Origin of the sequence: Synechococcus sp. PROS-9-1 (assembly GCF_014279775.1) — a bacterium.
In the GTDB taxonomy this organism is placed as follows: Bacteria; Cyanobacteriota; Cyanobacteriia; order PCC-6307; family Cyanobiaceae; genus Synechococcus_C.
Genome location: NZ_CP047961.1, coordinates 626,162 through 640,857, shown reverse-complemented (window position 1 = coordinate 640,857; position 14,696 = coordinate 626,162). Strand labels below are relative to the sequence as shown.

10 protein-coding genes and 2 tRNA genes are annotated in these 14,696 nt (G+C 53.2%); 5 read left to right on the top strand and 7 right to left on the bottom strand.

The genetic code is table 11. The features are described from left to right. The 6 genes from SynPROS91_RS03330 to SynPROS91_RS03305 all read right to left on the bottom strand — a co-directional run bounded on the left by SynPROS91_RS03330 (position 1) and on the right by SynPROS91_RS03305 (position 8,483). Positions 1 to 4,422: a hypothetical protein gene (locus tag SynPROS91_RS03330; RefSeq protein ID WP_186518421.1), complete on the bottom strand. Its 4,422-nt coding sequence runs from the start codon at positions 4,420 to 4,422 to the stop codon at positions 1 to 3. A 473-nt stretch (positions 4,423 to 4,895) separates the two neighbouring features. After that, entirely contained in the window at positions 4,896 to 5,780 is an 885-nt protein-coding gene (gene trpC, locus SynPROS91_RS03325) for an indole-3-glycerol phosphate synthase TrpC (protein ID WP_186518419.1), read from the bottom strand. Positions 5,781 to 5,783: 3 nt separating this feature from the next. After that, the gene (lpdA, locus tag SynPROS91_RS03320; RefSeq protein ID WP_186518417.1) at positions 5,784 to 7,226 is read right to left on the bottom strand and encodes a dihydrolipoyl dehydrogenase; all 1,443 of its coding nucleotides are present in this window, start codon (positions 7,224 to 7,226) and stop codon (positions 5,784 to 5,786) included. Then, positions 7,223 to 8,095, bottom strand: coding sequence for an RNA methyltransferase (locus tag SynPROS91_RS03315; protein ID WP_186518416.1), 873 nt, complete (start codon positions 8,093 to 8,095; stop codon positions 7,223 to 7,225). Before SynPROS91_RS03315 ends, lpdA begins: the two co-directional genes overlap by 4 nt. A gap of 4 nt (positions 8,096 to 8,099) precedes the next feature. Beyond that, entirely contained in the window at positions 8,100 to 8,348 is a 249-nt protein-coding gene (locus SynPROS91_RS03310; RefSeq protein WP_186518414.1) for a hypothetical protein, read from the bottom strand. Positions 8,349 to 8,401: 53 nt separating this feature from the next. Then, positions 8,402 to 8,483, bottom strand: a tRNA-Leu gene (locus SynPROS91_RS03305). Between the two features lie 153 nt (positions 8,484 to 8,636). Between SynPROS91_RS03305 and murA the strand changes: the two genes are divergently transcribed. The 5 genes from murA to SynPROS91_RS03280 all read left to right on the top strand — a co-directional run bounded on the left by murA (position 8,637) and on the right by SynPROS91_RS03280 (position 13,350). Continuing rightward, positions 8,637 to 9,935, top strand: coding sequence for a UDP-N-acetylglucosamine 1-carboxyvinyltransferase (gene murA / locus SynPROS91_RS03300; RefSeq protein WP_186519369.1), 1,299 nt, complete (start codon positions 8,637 to 8,639; stop codon positions 9,933 to 9,935). Between the two features lie 84 nt (positions 9,936 to 10,019). Then, positions 10,020 to 10,101: transfer RNA gene (locus SynPROS91_RS03295), tRNA-Leu, on the top strand. A gap of 119 nt (positions 10,102 to 10,220) precedes the next feature. Beyond that, complete coding sequence (locus SynPROS91_RS03290; RefSeq protein WP_186518412.1) at positions 10,221 to 11,462, top strand: aspartate aminotransferase family protein; 1,242 nt, start codon at positions 10,221 to 10,223, stop codon at positions 11,460 to 11,462. A gap of 77 nt (positions 11,463 to 11,539) precedes the next feature. Beyond that, positions 11,540 to 12,715 carry a folylpolyglutamate synthase/dihydrofolate synthase family protein gene (locus SynPROS91_RS03285; RefSeq protein ID WP_370586791.1) on the top strand — a complete coding sequence of 392 codons (1,176 nt, stop codon included), beginning with the start codon at positions 11,540 to 11,542 and terminating at the stop codon, positions 12,713 to 12,715. Positions 12,716 to 12,816: 101 nt separating this feature from the next. Beyond that, a complete protein-coding gene (locus SynPROS91_RS03280; protein ID WP_186518410.1) occupies positions 12,817 to 13,350 on the top strand; it encodes a pentapeptide repeat-containing protein in 534 nt (177 codons plus the stop codon). Here SynPROS91_RS03280 and SynPROS91_RS03275 read toward each other — a convergent pair whose 3' ends face one another. Then, complete coding sequence (locus SynPROS91_RS03275) at positions 13,351 to 14,682, bottom strand: FAD-binding oxidoreductase (RefSeq protein ID WP_186518408.1); 1,332 nt, start codon at positions 14,680 to 14,682, stop codon at positions 13,351 to 13,353. It abuts the gene before it with no gap. Between the last annotated feature and the right edge of the window lie 14 nt (positions 14,683 to 14,696).

Genomic DNA, 14,696 nt, shown 5'->3' with positions numbered 1-14,696 from the left:
TCAAGCCTCCGTAACGCTGCTGCTCGTTGTCGATAACAGGTTCGACTGACCCTGCAGCAGAAGATCTTCTGAGGTCGTGATGTCGTAGCTGGAGATCGCTTCTGCAGACTGATCAGCCGTCGAGACCGCAGTGCCACCAACCGATGACGCCTCTGCAAAGCCTTGCTCGTTCACGATCGCGCTGATCGACTCTGCATTCTCAATCGTGTTCGGGCTGTCTCCACCAAAGATGCCCTTAATGCTGGACGTCAAACTCGAGACGACATTGCCAAACACTGATGTGGCCGATGCCGATGTGCTGTCGCTCAGGTCTGCGCTGATGCTGCTTTCAGTATCAGCAAAGCTGAAGTCCGTCTCACTAATACCAGTTGTATGGGAGATGGCATCAGCTGTAACGATGCCTCCGACTCCATCAACGCCAACAGATTCGGCTGAAACACTATTCATCGCTTGAGCATCCACATCAATCAAGCCCAGACCACCACTGGTGACGCTGCTGTCCTCAAGCACTGAGACGTCCTGCCAACCCAGAGCTTCACTACTGCCAGCAGTAGTCGTAGCAATCGAAATGGTTTGAACATCAGCGCTCAGCGCAGCCTGTACAGACGCATCAGCCACAACCATCAGCTCTGTGGCATCAACAATGTCGTTGCTGCTCACTGCCATTACATCACCAACAATCGACTCTGCATCTGCCATCACACCTGACACATTGGAGATCGCAAGATCTAACTCACTTCCACTGAGATTGGCGTCAGTATCAGCAATTCCATCGATGCCATCAAAGCCAAGACCAAAACCAACCGCGACGGCATCAGATCCTGCTGATGTGCTGCTACTCGACGCGGAACTCACTCCACCAAAATCAAGATCAAAGCTCACACCATCTGCAGCATCAAAATCGGAATCCTCCACTCCAATCGAGATCAATTCGCTGTAGGCAGAAGCTCCAATCGAAACACCTGTTGCATCGGCCTGGCTGTTGCCATTTACGTCATAGTCAACTGTCAGGTCATCATCAACATCAACCGTTGTTGCACTCACGCCAACAAGGCGTGAATCTGATACTGCATTTGAGTCCTGTGAAGTTTGATCCCAAACTAAAGAGTCTGTTGAACGGAAAGTGAAGGCATAGACTTCACTATCGAAAGACTCACCTTCAGAGTTAGAAGCATAATTAGCGAACTCACCCAGCTCTCCATTTTCAGCAAGATCTTTCGTATCTTCCAAACCAAAAGATGTAAGTGTTAGCTGATCTAGATCAATATTATCGATATCAGAGGAATTGAATAGAGCATTAAGCTCCGTTGTGCTGCCGCTGAGATAATCTATTGAGTCAACATTAGCAGTGCCAGAAGTATTTTCATCCAATCGAACTAATTCAGCGGCAGTTGTTGTTGAATTAGTTGTTCGAGAATCGACCGTCTTATAAGGAGCATCGGTATCAATGCCCTCTATGCCAACCGCCTCAAAGGAAGAATTGAGAGTATCGACAGCGCCATAAACAGATTGAACACTTGTCGCATCTACCGTTCCAAGCGTATTTTCGTCTAAACGGTTTAGTTGAGATGCAGCAACGGTTGTATCTGACGTGATAGCTACTTCAATATCACTGTCACCAAGATTACTGATATCGCTGGATTCATGAGCAATATTTAATTCATTGACAGCGCCACTGATTCTTTCGACTGAACCCGCATCAACCGTTGCAAAGCCCGTTTGGCCATCAAGCGTGTTCAGTGCAGCCGCTGTTGTTGTGCCATCTGTTGTTGTTGCTGTTTCAGTCGAATCGCCGAGATTATCAATATCACTAGATGTATAAGCAGTTCCTAAATCAAGGATCGATCCCGTCACTCCACTGATGCTTTCAGCATCAACCGTTGCAGAGCCCGTTTGGCCATCAAGCGTGTTCAGTGCAGCCGCTGTTGTTGTGCCATCTGTTGTTGTTGCTGTTTCAGTCGAATCGCCGAGATTATCAATATCACTAGATGTATAAGCAGTTCCTAAATCAAGGATCGATCCCGTCACTCCACTGATGCTTTCAGCATCAACCGTTGCAGAGCCCGTTTGGCCATCAAGCGTGTTCAGTGCAGCCGCTGTTGTTGTGCCATCTGTTGTTGTTGCTGTTTCAGTCGAATCGCCGAGATTATCAATATCACTAGATGTATAAGCAGTTCCTAAATCAAGGATCGATCCCGTCACTCCACTGATGCTTTCAGCATCAACCGTTGCAGAGCCCGTTTGGCCATCAAGCGTGTTCAGTGCAGCCGCTGTTGTTGTGCCATCTGTTGTTGTTGCTGTTTCAGTCGAATCGCCGAGATTATCAATATCACTAGATGTATAAGCAGTTCCTAAATCAAGGATCGATCCCGTCACTCCACTGATGCTTTCAGCATCAACCGTTGCAGAGCCCGTTTGGCCATCAAGCGTGTTCAGTGCAGCCGCTGTTGTTGTGCCATCTGTTGTTGTTGCTGTTTCAGTCGAATCGCCGAGATTATCAATATCACTAGATGTATAAGCAGTTCCTAAATCAAGGATCGATCCCGTCACTCCACTGATGCTTTCAGCATCAACCGTTGCAGAGCCCGTTTGGCCATCAAGCGTGTTCAGTGCAGCCGCTGTTGTTGTGCCATCTGTTGTTGTTGCTGTTTCAGTCGAATCGCCGAGATTATCAATATCACTAGATGTATAAGCAGTTCCTAAATCAAGGATCGATCCCGTCACTCCACTGATGCTTTCAGCATCAACCGTTGCAGAGCCCGTTTGGCCATCAAGCGTGTTCAGTGCAGCCGCTGTTGTTGTGCCATCTGTTGTTGTTGCTGTTTCAGTCGAATCGCCGAGATTATCAATATCACTAGATGTATAAGCAGTTCCTAAATCAAGGATCGATCCCGTCACTCCACTGATGCTTTCAGCATCAACCGTTGCAGAGCCCGTTTGGCCATCAAGCGTGTTCAGTGCAGCCGCTGTTGTTGTGCCATCTGTTGTTGTTGCTGTTTCAGTCGAATCGCCGAGATTATCAATATCACTAGATGTATAAGCAGTTCCTAAATCAAGGATCGATCCCGTCACTCCACTGATGCTTTCAGCATCAACCGTTGCAGAGCCCGTTTGGCCATCAAGCGTGTTCAGTGCAGCCGCTGTTGTTGTGCCATCTGTTGTTGTTGCTGTTTCATCCGAATCGCCGAGACCTGACAGTGATTTGTCAACATCTTTGTAAGTAGTCTCCGTATGTGTAGATTCAACCTTATGATAAACTTCATCATGATCGACATAATCGGTGCGTATACGTCCACGTCTACTCGTCTGTTTACTTAATTCAAGAATAGCTCCGCCTCTATTCTCATACCAATCAATTTTTATAGGCAAATCATTAATATCACCACTCATAAATCTCCCATAATCATACTCGGGCGCATGATCATCCCAATTCCTTATGTAATGTTGATTATTAATATCTACATCAATGCCGTCATCTGATTTTGTACGTAGGCGAGCGAATCTAGCTGACCCTAAATTAATAAATCCTTCAGCTTTTATCAGCACATTATCCCATCGCCCAACAGTGTTAAACAAATCCCGATCGTCAATCCTAACAGCATCACCATTGCTTACATCATTTAAATTGACATTGGCTTTTAGGAGACGTCCCGAATCTTCGCTGTACCAATTACTAATTAACCCCGGCACATTATAACTATGTGTCGTGGTTACTTCCTCAGAGACTGTTACGGAACCACTTTGAGGCTCATAAATAGAATGGAGCTCATCCATACTGCCACTAATCTCCATAACTGAAGAAGCATCAACAGCACCGTACAGATCCACATAATTCTGAAGAGAATTTGCTGATAGCTTATCTTCTGCAACAGAATAGTCATCTGACAGAGAATAGGGAAGCATGAAAATTATTTCTTCTAGCAGCGTAAAACCAGAATTATCAATAGTTGCCCCTAAACCCAAACGACTCTTTGAAGTGATTACTTCAGAACCAGTCAACTCTTCAAAAAGAGCAATGAAATTCTCATTGCTACCAACTTCACATGACCAAATAACAATTCGATCTAATCCCCATTCGGCAAGTTCATCTCTTTTGGCAATTAAATCATCTGATGCAATGCCAGTACCAATTTGAATAACCCCAGCAGCACCGTGTGCAATTAGATGAAGTTCTTGAACCTCATTATTCTGCAACCATTCAGTGATCGAAGCTATTGGATTCTGGCTTGGCTCAATTTTGAGTAAGCGTTCGCCCGTCAGGGCAGTCTCAAGACCATCAAGCAGTTCAAGCGAGCCATCCACCACAGTCAATCGACTGCTCTGATTTGGCGGCTGATCAGGAACTGAAGTCCCCAATTGCAAAAGAGCGGATTGTGTTCCCCGCTGAGCCAATAAAGTTGAGTTCAAGGTTGAAATCGACATGACTGAGCAGGGAATTTGCTTCGTGATCTGACCATAAGACCAGCAAACCCCTTGCGGCAACAGCATTTTGTATAGCTGAGTGAGTTTTTTCTTGTATGGACCGTATGGCTCAGAAACTCTTTCACAGCATGCAAATACACCCAATCGCTTAGCCAGAATTTATGTCTATACAGAACGATGCCAATCCAAAAAAATAAATTCAGCTGTAGAGGCACTTGAGAAAGCAAAGGCCTTCAAGACATACAAGAAACGCGATCACATACACCAACAACTGGGTAACGGGAGGCTCAATCCAATCAATTGCATCTTATCGATCACAATCATTTATCAATTGGTCCTTTTTGGCCATTTCGCCCCTTTTTACGGCTGAACCATGGGTGTCACGCCTCAGGAACAACCATCACACCTCCTGCCCCAATAATTCATAGAAACAGGGTGTTGAAATAGCCCCATCGCCCTGATGCTGCAGCTATTCAGCCAGAAATCAGCGCTCTAAGGCCTGCCTCAACATCCTCTTGTCGCATCAAGGCTTCGCCTATGAGCACCGCCGCTGCACCAGCCTGTTGCACCCGATCGAGGTCGGAACGCTGGAACAGGCCTGATTCACTTACCAAGACAGCCCCTTGCTGATTCAGCTGCTCACGGAATTGCTGAACCAAATGCTCCGTCGTGGCCAGATCCGTTTCAAACGTGCTGAGGTCGCGGTTGTTGATGCCGATCAATGGAAATCCACCGATAGCAAGAACGCGCTCCATCTCTGTGGAATCGTGCACTTCCACCAGCACATCCAGCCCAAGGGCCTCCGCTGCCTTACGGAGATAACGAAGATCTTGATCGGTGAGGATTGCTGCAATAAGAAGCACGGCATCAGCCCCAGCGGCCCGGGCCTGGCACAACTGATAAGGGCTCAACACAAATTCTTTGCACAGCAAGGGGAGATCAACGGCCTGACGCACCTCCACCAAAACCTCAAATCCACCCTGAAAAAAAGTTTTATCGGTAAGCACCGATAAGCAGCTCGCACCCCCTGCCGCATAGGCCGCAGCGATGGCAGCGGGATCGAAATGTTCACGGATCACCCCCTTACTAGGGCTGGCTTTTTTCACTTCAGCAATCACCGCTGGCTTCACTGCAGCAGAGCGAAGTGCGGCAACGAAATCACGCGTGGGCGGGAGCTTATTGATCTGACGTTGCAGCTGGTCCAGCGGAACTTTGTGGCGGGCATTTTCAACTTCGCGATCCTTCTCCCAGACAATTTTTTCGAGGATGTTCCTTGGTTCGTTGTCCTGATGGGGAACGGCGTACTCGAGATGGGCAACTTGTACTTTGCGGTTGGGTGGACGGCGACGGATCTCCATGACTCAAGCCCCCACCGCTGAAGCCGCCTGCTTGTAGGCCACTTCCACCACTTCGCTCAGCGTTGGGTGCGTGTGCACCTCATTGGCAAGTTGCGTAACGCTTTGCCGGCGAGCAACAGCATTAGCAATCTCTTGAATCAGATCAGCGGCATGCAAACCGAAGATGTGTGCCCCAAGGACCTCCCCACTGGTTTTGTTGAACAACAACTTCATCACGCCATCACTTTCCAATTCGGCGAGTGCTTTGGAATTGGCTTTGAAATAGCTCCGCACCGTACCCAGCTCAAAACCCTCTTCTCCTGCGAGCTGCTTGGCATCGGCTTCCGATAAGCCCACAGAACTGATCTCAGGATGCGTAAAGGTAGCTGCAGGAATGCTGCGGTAATCGATTTGCCGAGGGTGACCAAGAATATTGTCGACAGCAACCGAACCCTGAGCCGCGGCCGTGTGAGCAAGCATCAACTTGCCGGTGACGTCACCAACAGCCCAGAGATTGGGCTGAGGAGCACCATTCACCAACACGCGCATGTTGTCGTCAACTGGAATGAATCCGCGATTGGTCTCCACTCCCACAGAGTCCAGATTGAGATGCTTGCTGCTGGGAACACGCCCGGTCGCCACGAGCACGGCATCCACTTCCAACGTCTCGACGGGCTCTCTGGTTTGCATGTCAACCAGCTCAATTTGCACCGGTGATCCGGGTTGAATCGATTTAGCCAAAACTCCAGAGCGCGCATCAATATCACGGCCCTCGATCAATTTGCGGGCTGCGAGCTTGGCGATATCGGGATCGAAGGTGGGCATCACCCGATCCAAGGCCTCGATCATCGTCACTTCACAGCCCAAAGCTGTGTAGACGTCGGCAAATTCCAGTCCGATATAACCACTGCCAATAATCGCAATCCAACGGGGCAACCATTCCAGATTGACCGCCTCATCACTGGTGAAAACACTGCGTCCATCCGTTTCAATACCTGGGGGCACAAAGGGATCAGAGCCGGTGGCCAGGATCACATCCCGTGCCGTTAACACCCGGTCCACGCCGCTGAGCTCACGCACCCCAACGCGTTGTGGTCCTTCAAGCCGGCCTTGACCGCGAAGGATCGTGACCCCTGCCCGCTCCAAGGTTTTGGTGAGATTGGCCCGAATTGTGGCCACCAGCTGGTTGGCGTGATCAGCAATCTTCTTGCGCTCAAAACGCACTGGAGCCGCATGAATCCCAAACCCTGCGAGATGCTCCGCATCAGCCAGCTCACGCACACGACCACTGGCAGCCAACAGGGCTTTTGAGGGAACACAGCCACGGTTCACGCAGGTGCCACCCATATCGCGGGATTCAAGGACGGCCACCTTGAGACCATGATCGGCTGCATGTTTGGCTGCGTCGAAGCCGCCATAACCGGCACCGATAACGATCACATCGAAGTCGAAACTGGCGTCGCTCACCCAATCTTCTGCGTTGAAGACGTCATTCTCGCCCGTCGCCTCTCCAAAAGGAGAGGGACCGCAGCAACAGCCACATTCAGAGATTCAACAGCTGAGCTGTGCGGCAAGGTCACCCCATGGGAGCAACGGGCCTGCAACAGCGGATCCAAGCCCGCCCCTTCGTTGCCGAGCAGGAGCACCGTGGGCAGGGTCCAGTCCAACTCCCAGTAGGGCTGAATGTTTCGATCTGCTGCTGCGTCTGGCACCAAAGTGGCCACAATTTGAAGCCCAGCATCGCGGGCTTGCGTGAGTCGTTCCGCGAGTTGAACGACCCCTCCAGCTGGATCAGGGCCAAAGCGCTCCACCGGCAGGCTCAAGATCGCACCAGCCGACGATCGCACCACCTTCGGCGCCAACGGATCAGCACCGGAGGCGCACCAAACCTGCTGGATGTCTGCGGCCCGCGCGGTGCGAAGCAAGGTTCCGAGATTGCCTGGATCCTGGATGCGATCAAGCGCCAGAACAAATTCGGGAGCCTCAACCGTGGAAGGCAAACAAGTGAGCGGCAGCAAGCAGGCAACACCATCGGGTTGAACCGTGCTTAAACCGGCTTGCAACGCTTCGCCGCTCATCCTGTGCACACGCACTAACCCTGGCAAAGTGCGAATCAAGCCAGCATGCATCTCCAACCAAGCGGGAGTTGCAACAACATCAAGTGGAACAGAATCACGCAAAACATGGTTCTGAAGTTCTTGAAGTTGGTGAGTTCCTTCTAGTAAGACAACACCATGTTTTTCTCGCCCTGAACGAGTTGACAGCGAACGAAGTCGTCGCACCAAAGGATTGCGTCGGCTTGTGATCAGCTCTTCTGAGTGACCTTCAAAGGACACGATCTCAGAAACTTGTGTGCTTACGCACCTTTAAACCTTCTTGAAGATTGAGCTCCTGGCCACTGATATCTAAACCTTGTACTGCGGCGATCTCACCCTTGATGCCTTCCGCTGCCAAGTTTTCAACTAATTTTTTAATAACCTGATCTTCGACTGTGGCTTGATCAACGGAATCCGGAGTTAAAAATTCGAGAAACTTACCAACTTTGGAAGCCACTACCTCCGATGAATTGGAAATCTTGAGCACAATCATGAACGAGTTGAGAGCTCTAACTCAAACAGAATATGCGGTTAAGGGAAAAAATATGCGGTTAGGGAGACTTGAACTCCCACGTCCGAAGACACATGTACCTGAAACATGCGCGTCTACCAATTCCGCCACAACCGCCAGTGTCACAAAGGTGACCTAGAGAACATACGACATCATCCTTTTGAAGTCGTGGACACGATCTGGGGCTCAACGAAACCAGTTTGAGCGCCGGCCGTCTAGACGGTCTCATCCTTGTTGGTGAAGATGGTCGAGAATTTAGGCAACACGGGCATGAAGGCAGCGGCTCTTGCGTCTCAAGACATTCTCAAGCCGCACCTAGAGATTGATGGAGGAACAATCCTGAGTGGAGAGCTGCGTGTGAGCGGGGCTAAAAACTCAGCCCTCGTGCTGATGACGGCCTCCCTTCTGACCGAAGCCCCCCTAACCCTGCACAACGTTCCACCGCTCACCGATATCGATGGAATGTCCGAGATCCTCACCTCCCTGGGCGTGGATGTTCAACGCAACGGCGAAGTGGTGCAACTTCGTGCCGATCGGATGACAGGAGCCGCACCTCCCTATGAATTGGTGAATGGCCTGCGAGCCAGTTTTTTTGCGATTGGCCCTCTACTTGCTCGAATGGGATTTGCACGGGTGCCTCTCCCAGGTGGATGCCAAATCGGTGCGAGGCCTGTGGTCGAACATATCCGCGGATTGAAAGCGTTAGGCGCCGTTGTCAATGTTGAGCACGGCATCATTTCAGCCTCCATTCCAGGCAGTCAACATCGCCTGAAAGGAGCATCCATCGTCTTTGATTGTCCCAGTGTTGGCGCCACAGAAACCGTTCTGATGGCTGCAGCTTTGGCTCAAGGCACAAGCGTGATCTCCAATGCAGCTCAGGAGCCTGAAGTACAAGATCTCGCCAACTTGCTGATTGCCATGGGCGCAAAAATCAGCGGTGCCGGTGGACCCACCATCACTGTTGAAGGTGTGGGTCAACTCAGCGGTTGTGATTACACGGTGATCCCCGACAGGATTGAAGCCGGCACCTTCCTGCTTGCTGCTGCCATCACCCGCTCCAAGCTCAGAGTGGCTCCCGTGATCCCTGAACATCTCACTGCCGTTCTGCAAAAGCTGCGCGACTGTGGCTGCAAACTTGACATTGATCAGGAAGGGATCACGATCACTCCCGGGGAGATCCGGGGGATCGACATCACCACCCAACCGTTCCCTGGTTTTCCCACCGATCTTCAAGCACCGTTCATGGCCTTACTGGCCACGGCTCAGGGAACCAGTGTGATCACGGAAAAAATCTACGAAAACCGGATGCAGCACGTCGCAGAGCTACAGCGCATGGGTGCCTCGATCAGGGTTCAAAGCAACACTGCTGTTGTGGAAGGTGTGTCCGCACTCAGCGGGGCTCCAGTGAATGGCACCGATCTCAGAGCCTCCGCCGCCATGGTGTTGGCAGCACTGGTGGCGCAAGGGAAGTCGCACGTGAGCGGCCTCGACCACCTCGACCGTGGCTACGCCGATATCGAAGCGAAGCTTGGCCGTGCTGGAGCCAAATTGACCAGGCGCACACCCTGAGTGAGCCTCAGGTCCAAAACGTGTAGGGTATTTGGAGAGTCCTCAATCCATTGAAGGCCCTTGAGCGTCTGGAGACGCGAACGAGCAGGTGTGGCGGAATTGGTAGACGCACCGCACTCAAAATGCGGCGGGGAAACCCTTGTCGGTTCAAGTCCGACCACCTGTATGACCTAACCGGGATGATCCCACCCATTAAATGGGCAATTTGCTGATCCGTGACCCATGCCATCAAGGGCGGTCAGCTTCAATAGAAGAACGAAGGCCACTGGTCAACAGTCGGGCGAAATGGTAAACACATCCCCCAAAACCACTGGTATCAAGGAGTCGTCCTCAACTGCTGTGATGGGGACCTACAACCGCTACCCGCTCACCCTGGTGCGTGGGAAAGGTTGCTGGGTCCGTGACCACAAAGGCCATCGCTACCTCGATGCCGTAGCTGGAATTGCCACTTGCACCCTCGGCCATAGCAACCGTGCACTGCGGCGGGCCCTGAAGGATCAGCTCAGCCGCCTCCAGCATGTCTCCAATCTCTATGAAATTCCTGAGCAGGAAGAGCTGGCCCGTTGGCTCGTAACCAACAGCTGCGCTGACAGTGTGTTCTTCTGCAATTCCGGTGCGGAAGCCAATGAAGCGGCCATCAAATTGGCCCGCAAACATGGCCATCAACGGCGGGGGATCGAACGGCCCGTCATCTTGACGGCAGCCGCAAGCTTCCATGGGCGCACGCTTGCTGCGGTGAGCGCCACTGGACAACCTCGCTATCACGTGGGGTTTGAGCCGATGGTGGAGGGGTTTGAGACCTTCACTTACAACGACATCAATAGCTTTGAACAGCTTTTAGATCGCCTAGAGGCCGATGGTCCACGGGTTTGCGCTGTGCTGATCGAACCACTCCAAGGCGAAGGTGGTGTAAATCCGGGAGATCCCGATGTGTTCCGTGCGATTCGTCGCCACTGCGATGAACGCAACATCCTGTTGATCTTTGACGAAGTTCAAGTGGGGATGGGTCGCAGCGGCAGGCTCTGGGGCTACGAGCAACTGGATGTCCAACCGGATGTGATCACCCTGGCGAAAGGGCTCGGTGGTGGCCATGCGATCGGTGCCCTTCTCACAACCCAACATGCCGACCTATTCACCCCCGGAGATCACGCCAGTACGTTTGGCGGCAACCCATTTGCTTGTCGCGCTGGTCTTACCGTCGCGCGCGAATTGGAACGGAGACAGCTGCTCCGCAACGTGACCGAACGGGGTGAGCAATTAAGAGCTGGACTCCACCAGCTCATTCAACGCTTTCCTGGACAACTTGAGGACGCCCGAGGTTGGGGGTTATTGCAGGGTTTGGTCATTCGAGAGGACTGCGATCTCAATGCTGCTGCCGTTGTCAAAGCAGCTCTAGCTCAAAAACTCTTGCTCGTTCCTGCCGGATCCAAAGTGGTGCGGATGGTTCCTCCCTTAGTGATCGATCGCCGAGAGGTAAAAGAGCTGCTCTCCCGCCTTGAACGCACGCTGGAACTGCTGAACGCGTGACCCGCTCCAAGGTCGATCCCAAAGCCGATCCCATCGATGAATTGGCGGACTTGCTCTCGCCGTTCGAGCAGCGGGGAATGGATCTATCGCTTGAACGGATGCAGACGGCTCTCAACGATCTAGCCAACCCCTGTGCTGATGTTCCCGCCGTGCAGGTGGTCGGCACCAATGGCAAAGGGTCGATCGCTTGCATGATTCACAGCGGGCTGACGGCAGCAGGTCTGCGCTCTGGCCTCACCACGTCTCCCCATCTCACCAGTTGGTGTGAACGGATTTGCGTTAACCAGCAGCAGATTGAGCTAGCTCAACTGCGCCAACGTTTAAAACAACTCCAACCGGTGGCATGGGATCACAACCTGACCCCGTTCGAGCAGCTGATCAGCGCTGCCCTTGTCCATTTTGAAGCCAACGCCTTGGATTGGCTCGTCCTAGAAGCAGGCCTTGGAGGGCGACTGGATGCCACAACGGCCCATCCCTATCGACCGCTCATCGCCATTGGCTCGATCGGAATGGATCACTGCGAGCATCTCGGGCACTCCTTAACCGCCATCAGCGGCGAAAAAGCAGCGGTGATCGGCCCTGGAGCCCATGTGATCAGTGCCCCTCAACACGAAGCGGTGACCAAGGTCTTGGAAGCGCGCAGCCAAGAGATGGGCGCAACGTTGGAGTGGGTGGAGCCCCTCCCAGATGAATGGGAGCTAGGGCTACCTGGACATCTTCAACGGCGTAATGGAGCCGTTGCCCGTGCAGCGTTACGACGGATGAATGCACTTGGCAATTCGATCACAGAGGAGCAGATCCAGCGAGGGCTGGCCCAGGCCCGTTGGCCTGGACGGCTTCAAACACTGCACTGGAACCACCAGTTTGTGCGCGTGGATGGAGCCCACAACCCTGATGCGGCTGAGCAGCTCGCGCTCGAGCGTCGTTGCTGGAACCAGTCAGGGCAACAACAGATCTGGATTCTTGGCATTCAGGCCCACAAGCAAGCCCCGGAAATGCTCAGGATTTTGTTGGAGCCAAACGATGAAGCCTGGATCGTTCCGGTGCCAGGGCATGGGAGCTGGACAGCCGATCAATTGAGCGAGATCTGCCCAACGCATGCACATCAACTGAAGAGCGCCTCAAGCATTGAGGACGTTCTCCTCAGCCTGTTCAAGAACGATGCAGACAAACCGAAGCCAACGCCTGTGATTGCAGGCTCCTTGTATTTGATTGGATCGTTATTGGCAGAAGGAGTTCTGAAAGAGCCCTAGGGATAAAGAGCTCCACTCAATCCTCTATGGCCAGTCGCTAAGCCACGATCCATTCAGCGTGCACGAACGGCAGAGTGAGGTCAGCTTTCAATGCATCCGTCATGCGCAACCAGATTCTGCGCTCCCTGTTCGCGATGGTTCTGCTGGCGGTCATGACAGCGCTGTCATTCCCTGTCATCGCTCTCGATACCTCCACCGGTGTGGGGCTCCAAGATCGAGCCTTGTTCCAAGAGCGCGTGGATTACACCCTGACCAACCAAAGCGGTGGTGATTTTCATGGCCAGAACCTCTTCAACACGTCCTTCGCTGGAGCGACCGGAAAAGGCGCAGATTTCAGCGACGCCAACCTGCAAGGAACGATCTTTACCCAAGCAGAATTCTCTGGGGCAAATTTCCATGGCGCCGACCTCAGTGATGCCTTGATGGATCGCGCTGATTTCTCCAAAACGGATCTACGCGATGCCTTGCTCATCGGCGTGATCGCTTCCGGAAGCAGCTTTGCCGGTGCAGACATCGAAGGGGCTGATTTCAGTGATGCCCTGTTGGATCGGGAAGATCAACGCCGGCTTTGTCAGGACGCTGATGGCGTGAATCCCACAAGCGGTATTGCAACACGCGACAGCCTGGATTGCTGATCACGCGGAAAATCCCCCCAGCTTTCCTGGGTTGAGCAAACCGTCAGGATCGTGGCGATGCTTTGCTGCCACTTGATCGCCATCGATCACTCCCAGGCCGCCTCCCTCAACGGTGAGCACATGGGGGTTAAACACAAAGGCTCCCTGGGCTCGACAGTCGTCGATTAAGTCTTGGAGAGCCTTCGCTCCTCTCCAATAGACCACCGGCAGAGCCGCCAAGCGAAAGGCCCCCTGCTGACGCACGGCCTCGAGATGCCACACGAGATCAGCGCCCCAGCGCTGCTGGAGCGCCTCCATGCAGACCAGTTCAGGCTGAGGCAGCAGCATCTGCAGATAGGTCCAGTTGGGATCGTGATTACGCAGATGCAGGGTTGTGTGATTCCAGCTCAACTCGCGGAGGCCATTGCCCTGATGGTTCTCCTCTTGCCCGAGCACCTGCACTTCCGCCTTCACAGAGCTCGCCAAGCGTTCAATCGTGCTCACCCCATCGGGGGCCACCAACAACAGCAGTCGGTGCTGCCCTCGTGCGGGACCACTCCACGACGGGAGACGATCCACAATCGCCGACTGCAAAACGGTACAGAGGTTCAACTCAACCGCTGCTTGACCGCAGCGCTGGGCCAGTCCCACCGCCGTCGTCCAGTCGGGACAATCCACAACAACTTCCTGCCACGCCACCCGCGCCGCCGTGGAGAGCGTGAGCGCCGTGATGATGCCATTGGTGCCATAGGCGTGATTCAGGGCTTCCGCCTCCGCAGCCTCGAGTTGCAACAGCCGCGGTGAGGCCTCCATCGTCACCACCTCCAGGCCGAGGAGGTGGCCCGGATCGCGCAAAAATCCCCAACGCACCGAACCGATCCCCCCTGATCCGCCGCTGATAAAGCCACCGATCGTGGCACTGCGCCATGTACTTGGGAACAGCCTTAATTGCCTGCCATGAACAGCCAAGGCGCGGTCCAGGTCGCGCATCAAGCAACCGCATTCCACGGTCACCACACCAGACACCGAATCAATGGAACGCACCTCGCGCAACGCATCCATCAAGAGCACTACGCCCCCTTTCAATGGGACGCTCTGGCCGTAATTACCCGTTCCCGCTCCACGCAAGGTCAGCGGTACGCCATGGCGATGACACGCCGCGGCCACCGCTTGTACCGCCGGCACTGAAACCGCACTGACAACAAGATCAGCGCGGCATTGGCTGAGCTGTTCTCGCAGCACTGGTGAGTAGTCGTAGGCATCGCGGGAATAGCGATCCAAATCCGCTGGACTCGTCAGCAAGCGGAGATCGGCAATGGCTGCCAGCTCGTTGTGCAAAGCATCGAAGACCATGGCGATTCAGGGCT

What these genes read in the sequence shown, in the direction of transcription:
- SynPROS91_RS03330 (WP_186518421.1), bottom strand. Translation starts at nt 4,422, where the DNA reads ATGTCGATTTCAACCTTGAACTCAACTTTATTGGCTCAGCGGGGAACA.
- trpC (WP_186518419.1), bottom strand. Translation starts at nt 5,780, where the DNA reads ATGGAGATCCGTCGCCGTCCACCCAACCGCAAAGTACAAGTTGCCCAT.
- SynPROS91_RS03310 (WP_186518414.1), bottom strand. Translation starts at nt 8,348, where the DNA reads ATGATTGTGCTCAAGATTTCCAATTCATCGGAGGTAGTGGCTTCCAAA.
- murA (WP_186519369.1), top strand. Translation starts at nt 8,637, where the DNA reads ATGAAGGCAGCGGCTCTTGCGTCTCAAGACATTCTCAAGCCGCACCTA.
- SynPROS91_RS03290 (WP_186518412.1), top strand. Translation starts at nt 10,221, where the DNA reads ATGGTAAACACATCCCCCAAAACCACTGGTATCAAGGAGTCGTCCTCA.
- SynPROS91_RS03285 (WP_370586791.1), top strand. Translation starts at nt 11,540, where the DNA reads ATGGATCTATCGCTTGAACGGATGCAGACGGCTCTCAACGATCTAGCC.
- SynPROS91_RS03280 (WP_186518410.1), top strand. Translation starts at nt 12,817, where the DNA reads ATGCGCAACCAGATTCTGCGCTCCCTGTTCGCGATGGTTCTGCTGGCG.
- SynPROS91_RS03275 (WP_186518408.1), bottom strand. Translation starts at nt 14,682, where the DNA reads ATGGTCTTCGATGCTTTGCACAACGAGCTGGCAGCCATTGCCGATCTC.